Annotated in this window: 18 protein-coding genes; 12 read left to right on the forward strand and 6 right to left on the reverse strand. The window is 59.2% G+C overall.

The window, feature by feature from the left end; genetic code table 11:
- Positions 1-31 precede the first annotated feature (31 nt).
- Positions 32-994 (reverse strand): 4-hydroxybenzoate octaprenyltransferase, encoded by a 963-nt coding sequence (gene ubiA, locus AC2TAD_RS06740; protein ID WP_480866749.1) that lies wholly within the window; start codon positions 992-994, stop codon positions 32-34.
- 11 nt (positions 995-1,005) lie between these two features.
- Here ubiA and AC2TAD_RS06745 point away from each other — a divergent pair, with 11 nt between their 5' ends.
- The 9 genes from AC2TAD_RS06745 to AC2TAD_RS06785 all read left to right on the forward strand — a co-directional run bounded on the left by AC2TAD_RS06745 (position 1,006) and on the right by AC2TAD_RS06785 (position 10,245).
- On the forward strand, positions 1,006-1,731 hold the full coding sequence (locus tag AC2TAD_RS06745) for a 16S rRNA (uracil(1498)-N(3))-methyltransferase (protein WP_480866751.1): 726 nt from the start codon (positions 1,006-1,008) through the stop codon (positions 1,729-1,731).
- Positions 1,728-2,576: a GNAT family N-acetyltransferase gene (locus tag AC2TAD_RS06750; protein ID WP_480866753.1), complete on the forward strand. Its 849-nt coding sequence runs from the start codon at positions 1,728-1,730 to the stop codon at positions 2,574-2,576. Before AC2TAD_RS06745 ends, AC2TAD_RS06750 begins: the two co-directional genes overlap by 4 nt.
- Entirely contained in the window at positions 2,573-3,100 is a 528-nt protein-coding gene (locus AC2TAD_RS06755) for a hypothetical protein (RefSeq protein ID WP_480866754.1), read from the forward strand. The genes AC2TAD_RS06750 and AC2TAD_RS06755 overlap by 4 nt, the downstream gene beginning before the upstream one ends.
- 64 nt (positions 3,101-3,164) lie before the next feature.
- Complete coding sequence (locus tag AC2TAD_RS06760) at positions 3,165-4,535, forward strand: glutamate--cysteine ligase (RefSeq protein WP_480866756.1); 1,371 nt, start codon at positions 3,165-3,167, stop codon at positions 4,533-4,535.
- Between the two features lie 70 nt (positions 4,536-4,605).
- Complete coding sequence (pheS, locus tag AC2TAD_RS06765) at positions 4,606-5,679, forward strand: phenylalanine--tRNA ligase subunit alpha (RefSeq protein ID WP_480866758.1); 1,074 nt, start codon at positions 4,606-4,608, stop codon at positions 5,677-5,679.
- A 47-nt stretch (positions 5,680-5,726) separates the two neighbouring features.
- Entirely contained in the window at positions 5,727-6,278 is a 552-nt protein-coding gene (locus AC2TAD_RS06770; RefSeq protein ID WP_480866760.1) for a hypothetical protein, read from the forward strand.
- A 173-nt stretch (positions 6,279-6,451) separates the two neighbouring features.
- Positions 6,452-7,255, forward strand: coding sequence for a CE1 family esterase (locus AC2TAD_RS06775; protein ID WP_480866762.1), 804 nt, complete (start codon positions 6,452-6,454; stop codon positions 7,253-7,255).
- A gap of 78 nt (positions 7,256-7,333) precedes the next feature.
- Positions 7,334-9,730 (forward strand): phenylalanine--tRNA ligase subunit beta, encoded by a 2,397-nt coding sequence (gene pheT, locus AC2TAD_RS06780; protein WP_480866764.1) that lies wholly within the window; start codon positions 7,334-7,336, stop codon positions 9,728-9,730.
- 68 nt (positions 9,731-9,798) lie between these two features.
- Positions 9,799-10,245 carry a YtoQ family protein gene (locus AC2TAD_RS06785; RefSeq protein ID WP_480866766.1) on the forward strand — a complete coding sequence of 149 codons (447 nt, stop codon included), beginning with the start codon at positions 9,799-9,801 and terminating at the stop codon, positions 10,243-10,245.
- A gap of 40 nt (positions 10,246-10,285) precedes the next feature.
- Here AC2TAD_RS06785 and AC2TAD_RS06790 read toward each other — a convergent pair whose 3' ends face one another.
- Positions 10,286-10,984: a glutathione S-transferase family protein gene (locus tag AC2TAD_RS06790; protein WP_480866768.1), complete on the reverse strand. Its 699-nt coding sequence runs from the start codon at positions 10,982-10,984 to the stop codon at positions 10,286-10,288.
- Between the two features lie 262 nt (positions 10,985-11,246).
- Between AC2TAD_RS06790 and AC2TAD_RS06795 the strand changes: the two genes are divergently transcribed.
- The gene (locus tag AC2TAD_RS06795) at positions 11,247-12,008 is read left to right on the forward strand and encodes a mechanosensitive ion channel family protein (RefSeq protein ID WP_174821823.1); all 762 of its coding nucleotides are present in this window, start codon (positions 11,247-11,249) and stop codon (positions 12,006-12,008) included.
- A 190-nt stretch (positions 12,009-12,198) separates the two neighbouring features.
- Here the strand turns inward: AC2TAD_RS06795 and ald are convergent, their stop codons facing one another.
- On the reverse strand, positions 12,199-13,317 hold the full coding sequence (ald, locus tag AC2TAD_RS06800) for an alanine dehydrogenase (RefSeq protein WP_209195400.1): 1,119 nt from the start codon (positions 13,315-13,317) through the stop codon (positions 12,199-12,201).
- Positions 13,318-13,453: 136 nt separating this feature from the next.
- On the opposite strand from ald, the gene AC2TAD_RS06805 reads away from it, so the two are divergent.
- Complete coding sequence (locus tag AC2TAD_RS06805) at positions 13,454-13,912, forward strand: Lrp/AsnC family transcriptional regulator (RefSeq protein WP_170353602.1); 459 nt, start codon at positions 13,454-13,456, stop codon at positions 13,910-13,912.
- On the opposite strand, the gene AC2TAD_RS06810 is transcribed toward AC2TAD_RS06805, so the two are convergent.
- Positions 13,913-14,752 carry a CPBP family intramembrane glutamic endopeptidase gene (locus AC2TAD_RS06810; protein WP_480866770.1) on the reverse strand — a complete coding sequence of 280 codons (840 nt, stop codon included), beginning with the start codon at positions 14,750-14,752 and terminating at the stop codon, positions 13,913-13,915.
- A gap of 219 nt (positions 14,753-14,971) precedes the next feature.
- On the opposite strand from AC2TAD_RS06810, the gene ppk2 reads away from it, so the two are divergent.
- Complete coding sequence (ppk2, locus tag AC2TAD_RS06815) at positions 14,972-15,889, forward strand: polyphosphate kinase 2 (RefSeq protein WP_170353600.1); 918 nt, start codon at positions 14,972-14,974, stop codon at positions 15,887-15,889.
- A gap of 51 nt (positions 15,890-15,940) precedes the next feature.
- Here ppk2 and AC2TAD_RS06820 read toward each other — a convergent pair whose 3' ends face one another.
- A complete protein-coding gene (locus AC2TAD_RS06820; RefSeq protein ID WP_480866771.1) occupies positions 15,941-16,912 on the reverse strand; it encodes a CAP domain-containing protein in 972 nt (323 codons plus the stop codon).
- Between the two features lie 292 nt (positions 16,913-17,204).
- Complete coding sequence (gene rpsU, locus AC2TAD_RS06825; RefSeq protein WP_005614280.1) at positions 17,205-17,411, reverse strand: 30S ribosomal protein S21; 207 nt, start codon at positions 17,409-17,411, stop codon at positions 17,205-17,207.
- Between the last annotated feature and the right edge of the window lie 79 nt (positions 17,412-17,490).

The following is a 17,490-nucleotide window of genomic DNA, read 5'->3' on the forward strand; positions in this document are numbered from 1 at the left end:
GACTCTTACAGAGGCCCGGCCCGAGGTGCAATCAGACCAGCAAGGCCACGCAAAGGAAGATCAGCGGAATAAGGCCGGTGTCGCGATTTGCGCGGAACAACTGCAGCAGTTTGGCGTTGTCCTCGGTGTCCAGTCCGCGCAATTGCCACGCCATGTGCCACCCCATCGCCCAAGGCCCGGCCAGCGCAACAAAAAGCGCCATGATCGAGGCCTGAGTCGTTGCCGCGTCGATGATCGCCAGCCCCATCAACGACACGGTCGCAACGAGGAAGTATTTCAGCCATCTGGCTGTATCCGAACCAAACAGGCGTGCAGTGGATTTGATGCCGATCAACTCGTCATCTTCGGCGTCCTGATGGGCATAGATCGTGTCGTAGAACAGCGTCCAGGCGATTCCGGCCAGATAGAGCGTGATCGCGGGCACCCCGACCGTTCCGGTATGCGCTGCCCAGGCCAGCAGAATGCCCCAGTTGAACGCCAGTCCCAAAAACACCTGGGGCCACCATGTAAAGCGTTTTGCGAACGGATATATTGTCACCGGCAACAGCGAGAGGACGCCCATCGCGATCGCAGCTTGATTGAAGGTCAGCAGAATACCCAACGCCAACAGGCATTGCAGCCCCATCCAGACAACCGCTTGTCGTACCGTGACCTGACCTGATGGGATCGGACGCGACCGAGTACGCTCGACCTTAGCATCGAACTCGCGATCAGTGATGTCGTTCCACGTGCAGCCCGCGCCGCGCATCAGAAAAGCGCCGATTGCGCAGCCAACGGCGATCCAAAGGTCTTCCCATCGCGGGGTGCCATCGCTGAGGATGGCAAGCGCAAGACCCCACCAGCAGGGAATCAGCAACAGCCATGTACCGATGGGCCGGTCTGCGCGGCTTAGGCGTAGATAGGGGCGGGTGAAGGCGGGCGCATGGGTGTCGACCCAGTTGCCGCTTACGGCATCAGCGACCTGACCGTCTGGTGTTGGGGCATTGCCTTGCATATTAAGGTCTCATGAGTGCAAAGATCAGACTGTATGTAGAGCACCCTTTGGGTCCGGGGCAATCGGTTCCTTTGACGCGTGATCAGGCCCACTACCTGTTTGGCGTCATGCGGCTGGCCGTGGGCGGGCAGGTGGCTCTGTTTAACGGCCAGGATGGCGAGTGGCTTGCCGACGTGGCCGAGGCGGGCAAGCGTGGCGGCGTGCTGTCCTGCGCCCGCCAGACCAAACCATTGCAAATGCCGCCCGATCTGTGGTTCCTGTTTGCGCCGATCAAAAAGGCGCGCACCGATTTCATTGTCGAAAAAGCAGCCGAGATGGGGGCTACGCGTATCCTGCCCGTGCAGACTGAATTCACTAATTCCGAGCGTATCCGCCAAGACCGCCTTCAGGCGCATGCCGTTGAGGCGGCTGAGCAATGCGGCGGAACTTACGTGCCCGAGGTTTCCGATCTGCAGCGGCTTGATCGCGTGCTGGATGCGTGGCCAGAAGACCGACAACTGATGTTCTGCGACGAGGCAGAAGTTGGGTCGGCCCTGCGATTGGCAGCCAATGAAACGGGCCAGCCCTGGGCCATTCTCATCGGGCCCGAGGGTGGGTTTTCGGATCGCGAACGGGCCCGCTTGTCTGGTCTTCCCTACGCACACGTGGTCAGCCTTGGGCCACGTATTCTGCGCGCGGATACAGCAGCGGTGGCGGCACTGACCATGTGGCAGCTGGCACTGGGGGATTGGTCATGAGCTGGCAACAGGCCCAACAAGAGGACGTGCCGCGCATCACCCGGTTTTTGTCCGACCACATTCAGACCTCGATGTTTCCTCTGGCCAATCTGCGGGATTTTGGTTTGAGGGGCACGGACCCTCGTGCTTTGAACGTCTGGACTTTGGGTGACGGCCCGCGCGCGGTCTTCGCGATCACGAATGAGGGCATGGTCCTGACCCAGTGCCCGGACTGTTCTGATGACGAGCTTATGGCCGCGATTGACCTGATCCGGGGGCGCCCCTTGTTCGGCATCGCCGCCGAGGCGGCTCAGGCGCGGCGTATCATGCAGATGGCGGGATGGGCCGGCAGACCCGCGACGCTCAACAGTGATGAACCGGGCTTTACGCTGGACCTGACACAGCTTGTCGTGCCGGACACGACGGGCGCTATGCTGGAACCCTTAAGCGGGTTTTACGGGGACATTGCCGAAGGCTGGCGGACCGACTATTTGATCGAGGCGATGGATTTCGATCCCGCCCGCGCACGCAAACAGGCGCGTAAGGACTTTGTCGCTTATACCCAGCGTAACTCACATCGAATATTGCTGATCGACGGGCAGCCCGTGGCCATGACCGGGTTCAACGCACGCTTGCCTGACGTTGTCCAGATCGGAGGGGTCTATACCCCGCCCGAACTGCGTGGGCGGGGGTATGCCCGCTTGGCGGTTGGGTTGCATCTGCTTGAGGCAAACGCCAGTGGTGTGTCCCGTGCCGTTCTGTTTGCGGCTTCTGATTCCGCAGCGCGTGCCTATATGGCTATTGGATTCAAACCGGCAGGGCAGTTTTCACTGATCCTGTTCAAAAACCCAAAGGACCCGGCATGAGCTTTATCCGACCCGAAGCCAAACTGGCCCTGTGGCGCTGGCGCGAAGTGTTGGCTGCCGTGGCCGTCCTGCTAGTTGGCCTTAGCTGGATCAGCGGCCCCGGCGGATTGCTGGGCTGGATGGGCTGGGTATTGGTCGTTGTCTCTATGGCTTTGACTGTGATCGGTGTACAACGCGCGCGGTTTCGCACTGGCGCGGGTGGTCCCGGAGTTGTCACCATCGACGAAGGGCAGATTACCTATCTGGGCCCGCTGGACGGCGGCATGGTCGCCGCACGCGAGATCGAACGGCTGGCGCTAGACCCGACCTCGAACCCGGCGCATTGGGTGCTGTCTCAGCCGGGTCAGCCAACGCTTCACATTCCCGTGAATGCCGAAGGTGCAGAGGCGCTGTTTGATGTGTTCTCGAACCTGCCGGGGCTGAAAACCGAGCAAATGCTGGCCGAACTGAACGGCGGTGCAGTGCATCCCGTGGTGATCTGGGAAAAGCGCCCGATGCGCCCGGCGCATCTGCGGCTGCATTGACACTGGCGGCATTTCCCCCCACGACTGACCCAAAGACAGACACATCAGGATCGGAGAGCGGTTCATGTCCATCCCCCAGTCCGGCGGCGGGCCGATCGAACGCCACGAACAGCTAGCGGAATATCTGGAATCGGGCTGCAAGCCCAAAGCCGATTGGCGCATCGGGACCGAGCATGAAAAGTTCGGCTATTGCAAGGACACGCTGAAACCGCTGCCGTTCGAGGGCAAGCGTTCCATTGTTGCGGTGCTTGAGGGTCTGCGCGACCGCCATGGCTGGGCCGAAGTGCGCGAGGGCGACAACCTGATCGGTCTGGAAAAGGACGGCGCGAATGTCAGCCTGGAACCCGGCGGTGCCCTGGAACTATCGGGTGCTCCGCTGGAGACGATCCACGAGACCTGCGATGAGGTGAACACCCACCTGCGCGAGGTGAAGGATATCGCCGATGAGATCGGCGTGGGCTTCATCGGTCTGGGTGCGGCTCCGATCTGGACCCATGACGAGATGCCGTTGATGCCCAAGGGTCGCTATCGGCTGATGAACGACTACATGGAAAAGGTCGGCACCATGGGCCGCGCCATGATGCGGCGCACCTGTACTGTTCAGGTCAATATCGACTTTGGGTCCGAGGCCGACATGGTCCAGAAACTACGTGTCGCGCTGGCCCTGCAGCCGGTGGCGACGGCGCTGTTTGCCAATTCGCCGTTCTTCGAAGGCAAGCCCAACGGCCAGAAAAGCTGGCGCAGCCATATCTGGCGGCATCTGGATGATGCGCGGACGGGCATGTTGCCGTTTGTGTTCGAAGAGGGCTTTGGGTTCGAACGCTATGTCCAATACGCGCTCGATGTGCCGATGTATTTCGTCTATCGCGACGGGCAGTATATCAACGCGCTGGGCATGTCCTTCCGCGACTTCCTGCAGGGCAAACTGCCCGCGCTGCCCGGTGAAACCCCGACGCTGTCTGATTGGGCCGACCACCTGACCACCGCTTTCCCCGAGGCCCGCATCAAGAAATATATGGAGATGCGCGGCGCCGATGGCGGCCCGTGGCGCCGCCTGTGCGCGCTGCCTGCCTTTTGGGTGGGCCTTACCTATGATCAGGGCGCGCTCGATGCGGCGTGGGATCTGGTCAAAGGCTGGGACGCGGACACCCGCGAGGAACTGCGCGTTCAGGCTGCCTTTCAGGGTCTTCAGGCGCAGGTTGGCGGCATCAACATGCACGATTTGGCGCGCGAAGTCGTGGCGATCTCTGAGGCTGGTCTGAAATCCCGCGCATTCCCCGGTGCGGGCGGTCTGGTGCCGGACGAGACGCATTTCCTGAACGCGCTAAAAGAAAGCATCGACACAGGGAAAGTCCCCGCCGATGAGTTGCTGGATCACTACAATGGCGACTGGAATGGCGATCTGACCCGGATTTATCCCGAATACAGCTATTGATCAGCACCGTCCCGCTTGCATTCGCGGGGCGGGGCCGATAGCAGGTTGGCGACCAAATTCAGAGGGCGTCATGGACGATCTTAAGGCAAAATATCTGGGCCAAATCGCCGAAGCGGGCGACGAGAGCGCGCTTGAGGCGATCCGCGTCGCCGCCGTGGGCAAAAAAGGCGAGGTCGCGCTGAAGATGCGCGAGCTGGGCAAAATGACCCCCGAGGAACGCCAGGTTGCAGGCCCCGCGCTGAACGCTCTGAAGGATGAGATTAACTCGGCGCTGGCCGCCAAAAAATCCGCGCTAGCCGATGCCGCGCTGGATGAACGTCTGCGCACCGAATGGCTGGACGTTACCTTGCCGACCCGTTCGCGCCGTCAGGGCTCGATCCACCCGATCAGCCAGGCGACCGAGGAACTGACCGCGATCTTCGCCGAACTGGGCTTCTCGGTGGCTGAAGGGCCCCGGATCGAGGACGACTGGTATAATTTCGACGCCCTGAACATCCCCGGCCACCACCCCGCGCGGGCCGAGATGGACACGTTCTACATGCACCGCGCCGAAGGTGACGACCGTCCGCCGCATGTGCTGCGTACCCATACGTCTCCGGTACAGATCCGCTCGATGGAGAAACAGGGCGCGCCGATCCGCGTGATCTGTCCGGGCGGTGTGTATCGCGCCGACTATGACCAGACCCACACGCCGATGTTCCATCAGGTCGAAGGACTGGCCATCGACAAGGACATCTCGATGGCGAACCTGAAATGGGTTCTGGAAGAGTTCGTGAAAGCCTTCTTCGAGGTCGACGACGTCGAGCTGCGCTTCCGCGCCTCGCACTTCCCCTTCACCGAGCCCTCGGCCGAGGTCGATATCCGCTGTTCTTGGGATAACGGCCAGCTGAAGATCGGCGAGGGCGACGACTGGATGGAGATTCTGGGTTCCGGCATGGTCCACCCGAAGGTGATCGCCGCCGGTGGCATCGACCCCGAGGTGTATCAGGGTTTCGCGTTCGGGATCGGCATCGACCGTCTGGCGATGCTGAAATACGGCATTCCGGATTTGCGGGCGTTCTTTGATAGCGACCTGCGTTGGTTGCGCCACTATGGGTTCGCGGCGCTGGATATGCCGAACCTGCATGGTGGCTTGTCGCGGTGAGCTCAACTAGCATTTTCGAGGGAATTGCTGCAGTCTCCCAACTCGGAATGATGTTTGCTGTCGCGGGCGGTGTATGGGTTGCCTACAATCAGCTCCATGCTTGGCGCGAACAAGACTTAGTTACGAAAAAGTCAGGCGTTGCGGAAAGCTTGCTGGCAGTGGCATTGGAAATTTCGGATGTTTTACGTGGGTTACGCAGCCCGTTTGATAGCATTCCAGAGACAGAACTGCACAACCGAAGCTACGTTTATCAAAGAAGGCTGGAACGCTTCCACGAGTATGCAGATAGCTTCAACGAACTCAGGCGGCTGAGTATTCGAGCGCACGCATTATTGGGTGTCGACGAGGTTGATAAAGCGGTCGATGTACTATTCGACGTTAGACATAAAACGATCGTAGCGATTGAAATGCTCCACGATCGGCCAAATGTGAGCGGTGAAGAAGATGACGATACGCGGAAGATGTATCGAAGGCTTAGAGGCGATATGTGGGGAAGTTACTCTGAAAAGTATGACCCACTTGGGATTAGGCAACTTGAAGCGGTCGAAACGTTGAAAGCTAAGCTGACTGCATTTGTTAGGTACCAAGAGTTGCAGTGAGAATGTGCGCGGAGCAAAGGCCGATAGGCCGCCGCGCTATCGCCAGACCGCCATCCCGCGGTCTGGCGATAGCGCAGCTTGCGTTCTGTCCGGAGGGCCGAAATCTGCGCGTGTTACAGTTTCCCACACGGTTGTGACGTGACAGTCCGCGTCAGGCGGCTAGGCTCCGGCCTATGATTTACCGACTGCTTTTCCTGCTGATGACCGCCACCCCTGCACTCGCCATGGGTCCGTGGAAAACCGATTGCCATGGCGACACCGCCTGCGAGCTCGGCGACCGCTCGTATCATGTGCTTGAGCCTGAGGGGTGGGACGGCGAAACGCCTCTGCCCGTGTTGCTGCATTTCCACGGCTGGGCGCGGCAGGGTACTGTGGCGGTGAACCATCAGCGCATCGCCGGGGCCACAAAACTGCGCGGCGTGTTGCTGGTGGCCCCCAACGGCTTGGGCAAAAGCTGGGACTTCTGGACATCGGACACGCGTGACGTTCCCTTTGCAGATGCGGTGCTGGAGGATGTGGCCAATCGCTATCCGGTTGATCCTGAACGTATCTACGTCTCGGGGTATTCCTTTGGCGGCGCGATGGCGTGGCGCTATGTGTGCCAGTCGGGCAATGACATTGCCGCGCTGCTCGCTGTTGCAGGCAGCATCCGCCAGACCGAAGACTGCCCCGAAGCCCCGCGTGAGGCGCGCCATGTACACGGCCTCAGCGATACGGTGATGGATTTCCCTTATGGCTTCAATGGGGACACGACCTACCCGGTGGCGCTGTGGCGGGCGGCGTATGAGTGCCACGATGCCACCCCGCGCGGCGATTGGAGCGTGGTGCCGATCCTGACCCTCAGCCGAGTGGAGTGGACCGATTGCGCGCGCGGGCAAGTGACGCTGGACACCCATCCGGGCGGGCATTTTATCCCCCATGGCTGGATCGGGCGGCAATTGGATGAGCTTTTGGGCCGCACCCCCACCTATCCGTGACGCGCAGCGCTTGCACCTTGGCGCATTCTTTGTCATTGCCTGTGCCGACTGGATGTTTGCCAAAAAAGGCCCCGAGCAATGAAATTCACTCTGTCCTGGCTGAAAGACCACCTCGACACGGACGCGTCGGTTGATGAGATCGCCGAGGCGCTGACCGACCTCGGGCTAGAGGTCGAAGAGATCGTGAACCCGGCGGACCGGCTGGCAGGCTTTACGCTGGGCCATGTGAAACACGCGGAAAAGCATCCCGACGCCGACAAACTGCGGGTCTGCACAGTGGAAACCGACGAGGGCGATCTGCAGATCATTTGCGGCGCGCCCAACGCGCGCGAAGGCATCACTGTCGTGGTTTGCAAACCGGGCATGTATATCCCCGGTCTGGATATCACCATCAGCGTCGGCAAGATCCGGGGCGTCGAAAGCTTTGGCATGATGGCCTCAGAGCGCGAGCTGGAGCTGTCGGACGAGCATGATGGCATTATCGAACTGCCCTCGGGCGAGGTCGGTGATCGCTTCGTCGACTGGTTGGCCGAGAATGACCCGTCCAAGGTCGATCCGATGATCGAGATTGCGATCACGCCGAACCGCCCCGATGCGTTGGGTGTGGCTGGCATCGCACGTGATCTGGCAGCGCGCGGTGTGGGTACGTTGAAAGAGCATATCCACGCGCCAGTGCCGGGGGATTTCGAATGCCCGATCAAGGTGACGATTGACGACGACACCCTGGACGGCGCGCCGCATTTCACCGGTCGTGTAATCCGGGGCGTCAAGAACGGCCCCAGCCCGCAATGGCTGCAGGATCAGTTGAAAGCCATCGGTCTGCGTCCCATTTCGGCGTTGGTGGATATCACCAACTACATGACCTTTGACCAGAACCGCCCGCTGCACGTGTTTGATGCGGATAAGGTGCAGGGCAACCTGCGGGTTCACCGCGCCAAGGGTGGTGAAACGCTGGTGGCGCTGGATGAGAAGGAATACACCCTGCAGCGCGGTATGATGGTGATCTCGGACGACAAGGGCGCGGAATCCATCGCGGGTATCATGGGCGGCGAGGAAACCGGCTGTACCGATGAGACGATCAATGTCTTCCTTGAAAGCGCCTTCTGGGATCACGTGCAGATCGCCCTGACGGGCCGCGCTCTGAAGATTAACTCGGACGCGCGTTACCGCTTTGAACGCGGTGTTGACCCGCAATTCACCCGCGAAGGGCTGGAGCAGGCGACGCAGATGATTCTGGATATCTGCGGCGGCGAGGTATCCTCGGTTGTCGAGGCCGGTAAGGCTCCGAACCACGCGCGCGCCTACAAGCTGGATGCGGCGCGGGTGCAGTCGCTGGTCGGGATGGACATACCCGAAAGCGAACAGCGCCAGACCCTGACCCGTCTGGGTTTCCGCCTTGAAGGAGAGATGGCCCATGTGCCCAGCTGGCGCCCCGATGTCATGGGCGAGGCCGATCTGGTGGAAGAGGTCGCGCGGATTGCCTCGCTGACCAAGCTGCAGGGCAAACCGCTGCCGCGAGTGACCGATGGCATCCCCAAGGCGGTGATGACACCGACGCAGCGCCGTCAGTCGATGGCCCGCCGGACTTGTGCGGCGCTGGGCTACAATGAATGTGTGTCCTATACCTTCATTGATAAGGCCTCGGCGGCCCTGTTCGGGGGCGGCGATGCCGCGACGCAACTGGAAAACCCGATTTCCTCGGAAATGAGCCATATGCGCCCCGATCTGCTGCCCGGCCTGCTGCAGGCGGCCGCCCGCAATCAGGCGCGCGGCTTTGCCGATGTTGCCCTGTTCGAGGTTGGCCCTGTTTTCCACGGCGGTGAGCCCGGCAACCAGAAAACCCAGATCACTGGTCTGCTGGTGGGCCGCGATGGTCCCAAAGATGTGCACGGGGCCGCGCGCGCGGTAGATGTGTTTGACGTCAAAGCCGATGCCGAGGCCGTACTGGCCGCGATCGGAGCGCCCGCGAAGGTGCAGGTCCTGCGCGATGGTGATGCGTGGTGGCATCCGGGCCGTCATGGCAAAATCTGTCTGGGTCCGAAAAAGGTGCTGGGCGTGTTTGGTGAACTGCACCCGCGCATCCTGCAAGCGCTGGATATCAAGGGTCCGGCGATGGCCTTTACCATCTGGCCGGACGAAGTGCCCCTGCCGCGCAAATCCGGGGCCACCCGCGCGGCGCTTGAACTGCGCGATCTGCAGGCGGTGGAACGTGACTTTGCCTTTGTGGTTGATGCGGATGTCGAAGCTCTGACCTTGGTGAACGCGGCAGCAGGCGCGGATAAGGCGCTGATCGACGATGTACGCGTGTTCGATGAATTCATCGGTGGCAGCCTGGGTGAGGGCAAGAAATCGCTGGCCATCACCGTGCGTCTGCAACCGACGGACAAGACCCTCAAGGAAGAGGATATCGAGGCGGTTGGTCAGAAGATCATCGCCAAAGTGTCCAAGGCCACGGGCGGCGTTCTGCGCGGCTGATTGGCGCGACAAGCTAACAAGGCAAAGGGGCCGGACGCGCCCCTTTTTCATTTCAGGAGGAACAAGACATGCTGAACGTTTACCTCTCGGGCGAGATTCACACCGATTGGCGCGACCAGATCATCGAAGGCGCGCAGGGGCTGGAAATCACCTTTAACAGCCCGGTGACCGACCACGCGGCCAGTGACGATTGCGGTGTGGCCATTCTGGGGGCTGAGCCGAACAAATACTGGCACGATCACAAGGGCGCGATGATCAACGCGATCCGCACCCGTAAGGGGATCGCGGATGCGGATGTGGTCGTGGTCCGCTTTGGCGAGAAATACAAGCAGTGGAATGCGGCCTTCGACGCAGGGTACGCTGCCGCTCTGGGCAAGTCCCTGATCGTGCTGCACGGCCCCGACCATCAGCACGCGCTGAAAGAGGTCGACGCCGCAGCTCTGGCCGTGGCCGAGCACCCGGCGCAGGTAGTCGAGGTTCTGCGCTATGTTCTGACCGGGCAACTGCCCGGATAGCGGTAGATGGGGCGGGGCAATGCCTCGCCCCGGATCTGCCTTAGCTAGTCGCAGGAATAACCAATCCGCGCTGGACCGCTGGGCGGTCCAGAAAGCGGTCCACGTATGGCTGAAGGTTGGCGAAATCAGACCATCCAAGCAGCTCTTTCACACCGTAATAGTCCAAGCCTCGCAGCCACGGTACAATGGCGATATCGGCAATTGAATAGCTGCCCGCGATCCATTCCTGCCCTTCAAGCTGTGTGTTTAGCACATTAAGCAAGCGCTTAGCTTCGTTGATGTATCGTTCGCGGGGGCGAGGGTCTTCGATCTCGCTACCGGCGAATTTGTGGAAATAGCCAAGCTGTCCGAACATCGGGCCAAGACCACCCATCTGGAACATCAGCCATTGTGTCACGCGGGCTTTGTCCGCTGCGGTCGCGCCCATCAACTGATCGCTTTTCTCTGCCAGATATAGCAGGATTGCGCCGCTCTCGAACAGGGATACAGCCTCGCCATCCGGGCCGTTGGGGTCAATAATCGCAGGAATTTTGTTGTTTGGATTCAGGGACAGGAACTCCGGGCTTTTAACATCTGAATCCGCCAGCGTGACCAGATGCGCTTCATAGGGAATGCCGATCTCTTCCAGCATGATCGAAACTTTGACACCGTTTGGCGTTGGATAGGAATAAAGCTGCAACCTGTCGGGTGTCTGGGCAGGCCAGCGGCAGGTAATTGGATGAGTTGAGGTGTCAAGCATGGTGCGCTCCTGAATGCGGTTCCGAATTGAAGTAAGCACTGGCCAAATGTGTTACCAGTAGAGCACCTGTGCATTCCTGGTCAGTTCTTGTGCATTTCACAACAGAGGGGAAAACCGGTTCATTCCGCACCTAGACCAGAGCGGTATTCTCGCTCACAATCTTGTGCATCCCGCGCGCGTGTCGCGGGTTTTGCATAGCTAGCAGAAGGAGAAGCGCGTGGACGAGGTCGTAACTCAGGTAGGGGCGTTTGCTCCGCTTATCATGAATGCAGTCAAGGCACTGATTGTTCTGATTTTGGGCTGGATCGTGGCCGGTGCGATAGGCGGTATGGTGCGCCGGCGCATTAACGCCACCCCGCAGATTGACCCGACCCTAGGCAACTTTATGGCCAGCCTAGTGAAATGGGCTATCCTGGCGATGGTTCTGGTTGCCGTTCTAGGGATTTTCGGGATTGAGGCCACAAGTATTGTTGCCATTTTGGGTGCGGCATCACTGGCCATCGGTCTGGCGCTGCAAGGGACGCTCAGCGATCTGGCGGCGGGCGTGATGCTGGTGGTGTTCCGGCCTTACAAGCTGGGTCAGTATGTGGATATCGGCGGTACTGCAGGGACAGTGCAAGACCTGAACCTGTTCACGACCGAATTGGTAACGCCGGATAATGTGCAGATCATCGTGCCAAACGGTCAGGCATGGGGAACGGTTATCACCAACTACTCGGCACATGACACGCGACGCGTGGACCTGGTTTTCGGGATTGATTACGGCGACAGCGCAGATCAGGCGATGCAGATCATTCTGGATGTGGCCAAGGCCGATGAGCGTATTCACAACGATCCCGAGCCTTGGGTGCGCGTGACCAATCTGGGCGACAGCTCGGTTGATCTGACGGCGCGGCTGTGGTGCGCCACTGCAGATTATTGGGACGTGAGGTTTGAAATCACGAAAGCCGTTAAAGAAGCGTTCGATGCCAAGGGTGTCTCGATTCCCTATCCGCATTCGGTCGAGATCCAAAAACAGGCGTAACGCTCCCGCCCGTCATACGGGCATTGAAATGCCTTTTTCCGGTTGGGCCCAGCGCCGCGCTGATCGCGCGGCGCCTTTTCGTTTGTTGCAACGTTGGTCAGAGGTTCGACCGCGCCGCGCGATCAGCGCGGCGCTGCGCCCAACGCTGTAAACGCACTCGTCAGAGTGCGCTTTCAGGGGCGGGAGTATCTTAGGCCTTGATGACGACGTTGGGGGACACCACGTCGATCCCAAGAGCTTTGCCGACGGCGTAGTAGGTCAGCTTACCCGCATGTACGTTCAGTCCGGCCATCAGATGAGGGTCGTCCTGACAGGCCTGTTTCCAGCCTTTGTCGGCCAACGCCAGCATGAAGGGCATGGTGGCGTTGCCAAGCGCGATGGTCGATGTACGGGCGACAGCTCCGGGCATGTTGGCGACGCAATAGTGCATGATGCCATCAACATCATAGATCGGTTCGGCATGGGTCGTCGCTTTCGACGTCTCAAAACACCCACCCTGATCGATCGCAACGTCGACAAGGACTGCTCCGGGTTTCATGGTAGAAAGTTGCGCGCGGGTCACCAGCTTTGGCGCAGCCGCACCGGGGATCAGCACCGCGCCGATCACCATGTCGGCGGATTGGATCAGCTCGGCCGTTGCGCCGGCTGTCGAGTATTGGTTCTTGAACGTCCCGCCAAACACGTCATCCAGATAGCGCAGGCGCGGCAGCGACCGGTCAAGAACCGTCACGTCTGCCCCCATCCCCGCGGCGATCTTGGCTGCATGTGTTCCCACGACACCACCGCCAATGACAACAACTTTCGCCGGACCAACTCCGGGAACGCCGCCCATCAGAACACCGCGCCCGCCATTGGCCTTCTGCAGGGTCCACGACCCGACCTGCGGGGCGAGGCGACCTGCAACCTCGGACATGGGTGCAAGCAAAGGCAGCCCCCCATTGGCGTCCGTTACAGTCTCGTACGCGATAGCCGTACAACCCGAAGCAAGCAGGTCATGGGTCTGGTCTGGGTCCGGGGCAAGGTGCAGATAGGTAAACAGCAGCTGTCCCTCGCGCAGCATCTTGCGTTCGCCTGCCTGCGGTTCTTTGACTTTGACGATCATGTCGGCAGTGGCGAAAACTTCGGCTGCGGTGTCGACAATGCGCGCTCCGGCTGCGACGTAGTCGGCATTGTCAAAACCCGAGCCCTGACCGGCTCCGGTTTCAATGATCACCTCGTGGCCGCGCGCGACCGCTTCTTGCGCAGCGTTCGGGGTCATTCCGACGCGGAACTCCTGCGGTTTGATTTCTTTGGGGCAACCGATCTTCATTTGGTCTCTCCGTTTGTAAACTGCTTAAATAATGGGCAACTTTGCGCGCAATTTCTGTGAAACTCTGCCCGTGTGAACGCTTTAATTCCGAAAAATTTTCGGTATTTTGACCCAAACTTGCAAAAGGATTGCGCAGATGGCCATTGATACGACGGATCGAAAGATTCTGGCGGCATTGCAACGAAACGGCCGGATGTCGAATGCAGAACTGTCCGAACAGGCCAATTTGTCGCCTTCGGCCTGCCACAGACGGGTGCAACGGCTGGAATCCGAGGGCTTTATTCGCAACTACGTTGCTCTGTTGGATGCACGCAAGATGAACGTGCCGACGACCGTCTTTGTCGAGATCACATTGCAAGGACAGGCCGAAGAGGTTCTGGATGCCTTCGAAAAGGCCGTTGCCCGAATTCCGGATGTTTTGGAGTGTCACCTTATGGCGGGAACGGCGGACTACATCCTAAAAGTCGTCGCCGAAAACACCGAGGACTTTGCCCGCATCCATCGGCAATACTTGTCGCGACTACCCGGAGTGGCGCAGATGCAAAGTTCGTTTGCGCTCCGAACCGTGTTCAAAACCACGGCCTTACCGGTTTGATCAGGCCGGTCCGGGATAGGTGAACAGTACCAGGTGCGCGGCGTTGAAGCCGAAATGCATGAGGACAGGAACCCACAGACGCCCAGTTGCATAATAACCCAGCCCGCAAGCCGCGCCCAGAATAGCTGCGAAACCTGCCAATGCCGGTCCTCCGCCGACGTGAACCAAACCAAACAGAAGGCTTGCAGCAGCTATCCCCAGACCCGCGCCAAAACGGGAAGATATCAACGATTGCAAATAACCGCGAAAAAACACCTCTTCCGTCAGGCAGGTCAGGAAGAGATTGGACAGCACGAAGATCACCCACCAATGGGGCAGGCTGATCTCGAGACGGATGGCATTGACGGCAGAACCCACTGCCAACAGCGCAGGCAGCAAGGCGAAACCAACTGCCAACGGGAATTTGCGCAGTGCCACAGCCCCACCAATCATGCTGGGCCACGCCAAAGCCACGGTGAACAGCACCATGGGCTTGTCCAGGTTCAAGTACATCGTGAAATCGCGACTTAAAGGGCCAGATTGAACCTGATCAAGGACCAGAGGGTTGTGAAATCCCGGGACCAGATGCGCCCCGAGCGCGATGCACCATATGACGAGTGTAACATGGCCAAGCGCGGCCCACATCCCGGACAGGTTGCGCAGCATCAACGCGCCTGCAAAACCGACAGTGACCACCCCTGCGGCGATCGGCGTAACCAGCCCCAATGTCAGCGAGACCGCTCCGAAAACCCCCAATAGTCCTATACCCAAAACCTGTTTGCCTGACACGGTGCTGACCATGGCGGTGATCAGCAAAAGCCACGGCCAGATCGTGGGCAGCAATGCGAAAAAATAGGTCAAAGTCGCGCCTTTGCAGTTCTGTTTGCGCCTTGATGCCGTGGTTGGGCGCGTTCTGGCAAGACAGTTCAACAGTGAACGGGCTGCGGATTTGCGTCACAGTGATCTTGTCGCCGTAAGCTGTTACGCTTAGGAAAAGACCTTCATCAATTCATCCGATGACATCAGGCGGTAACATGCGCCCGATACGGTCCGAACCCGGGAATTTGTAAGGAGCAGACCTTGGCTGACGAATATAACGACGCCTCGAAAGACTGGCTTGAGGCCGAGCTGGAAGACACGCTGGACGAAGATTTCGAGATCGAGTTCAGCGAGCCCATGTTGTCGATGGAAATCCGCAAGATCTACAAGGATCAGCACCCCGAGATGCTGGACCGCAAGGTCTATTTCCGGAACCTGCTGCGTCTTCAGGCCGAGTTGATCAAAGTGCAGGATTGGGTGCAGCATACCGGGGCCAAGGTTTGTATCCTGTTCGAAGGTCGCGACAGCGCGGGCAAGGGGGGCGTGATCAAGCGGATCACGCAGCGCCTGAACCCACGGGTTGCGCGTGTCGTTGCTCTGCCCGCGCCAAGCCGTCGGGAACAAAGCCAGTGGTATTTCCAGCGATACGTTCCGCACCTGCCTGCAGCGGGCGAAATCGTGCTGTTCGACCGGTCATGGTACAATCGCGCGGGTGTCGAACGGGTCATGGGCTTTGCGACCGAAGATCAGGTTGAACAGTTCTTTCAGGACGTTCCCGAATTTGAACGGATGCTGGTACGTTCGGGCATCATTTTGCTGAAATACTGGTTCTCGATCACCGATGAAGAGCAGCAGTTGCGGTTCCTCATGCGCATCCACGATCCGATGAAGCAGTGGAAGCTGTCGCCGATGGATCTGGAATCTCGTATCCGGTGGGAGGCCTACACTAAGGCCAAAGAAGACATGCTGTTCCGCACCAACATTCCGGAAGCGCCATGGTATATCGTCGAAGGCAATGACAAAAAGCGCGAGCGTCTGAACTGTATCGAACACCTGTTGACCAAGATCCCCTACACGGATGTACCGCAGGAAAAGGTCAACCTGCCGGATCGCAAGTACAACCCGGAATACGAACGCCGTGTTCTGCCAGACGAATTGCACGTGCCAAAAATATACTGATCGGTCCGAAAGGATGCGAAGCAGCGATCTGCTTCGCATCAGGTTGGCGCGTCAGGCCGCGTCCATCATGCAATCGACGTTGACGAAGGTGAGCGAAAAGAAGTCTTCGGCTCCGCCAGACGTCATCTCGGGACAGATTGGTTCGTCTGCAACCGGGGCTGACTCATCTACTATGACGAAATCCATGTCGCCCTGGGTCTCAGGCGGGGTCATGTCGTCATCATTCCACGCGAATTGATCGAAATCTTCTTTTAGCTGCTGAATGAATGCGTCTAGTTCAGCAAGAAAAGCCGCAACATCGAAGCAATCTGCATCAGCGTCTTCGGTGTCCGGCTGTTCAGGGGCCGGATCGCCGTTGTCGGTGACGTCAGTACCCGGCTGCTCCGAGGCTGAGTCGTCGGTTTCGGTAAGGTCAGTATCCGGCTGCTCCGGAGAAGGATTGTCAGTTTCTGTGACGTCAGTGTCCGGCTGTTCGGTGACCGGGTCTTCGGTCTCGGTCACATCAGTATCGGGTTGTGCGGGGTCTGGTTCTGCAGGTGGGGTAGGCGCCATGGCTGTGCCGCCGCTGTCCAGCATGACTGCCGCATCAGTTGTGGCAAAGTTCTGCGTGACGATCACGGCGTCAGATCCCTGCATATCGCCGGTCTCGATACCGATGCCGATGTATTTGAAATCGGGGTTCAGAATATTCGCGCGATGACCGGGGCTGTTCATCAGGCCTTGGTGCAGTTGCGCCACGTCGTCGCTGATCCCTGGCGCGCCGCGTTCCGATTGCCAGGCTATATTCTCGCCAGTTCGCCAACTGCCTTCAAGATCGAACCCGACCGCCTGCATCCGCTGGGTGGCGCTTGATCCGCCTGACCCGGTGTGGCTGAACGTGTCCGTATCGAGCATCCAGCTGCTGTGATCTTCCGACGAATCGTTGAGCTGCGTTTCAAGCTGTAATGGGTCCAAGCCATGGGACGTACGCTCTTGGTTGATCAACGCCAGCATTTCCCGTTCTACTTGACTTGCTGCAGACATTTTTGCCTCCTTAAGTTGTTGTGTCCGAATGGACGGACCCACTTAGAGAGCCGGCAAAAGACATGAACAGTGAGGTCGGAAAGATCGGCGCATTTCGGCGGGAGGGCGCTCCGAAACAGAGATTCGCCGCGCTGGATAACGCCGAGAAAATGGCAGATCAATGTCTCGGCGAGTTGTTGCGATCGCTAAGAGGCGGGACTGGCGAAATCCCTCTTAAAAAACGACAAACCCCCGGGCGGGGCCTCGGGGGTCGTCAAATAGTGTCATCCAAAGCTGGACGAGCATCAGGTGCTTAGAGCAAACCTTCGCGCTGTGCTTTCTTACGTGCCAGTTTACGGGCACGGCGGATCGCTTCAGCTTTCTCGCGCGCTTTTTTCTCGGACGGTTTCTCGAAATGTTGCTTGAGCTTCATTTCACGGAACACGCCTTCGCGCTGCAGCTTTTTCTTCAGGGCACGAAGCGCCTGATCGACGTTATTGTCGCGAACACTAACCTGCATGTGGTTGTCACCACCTTTCTAGATAGAGTTGCAAGGAAATTGCAGGAGGTGGCCGTATAGCAAAGCCGCTCTAACTTGT

It is taken from the genome of Ruegeria sp. HKCCD7628, from assembly GCF_057221005.1.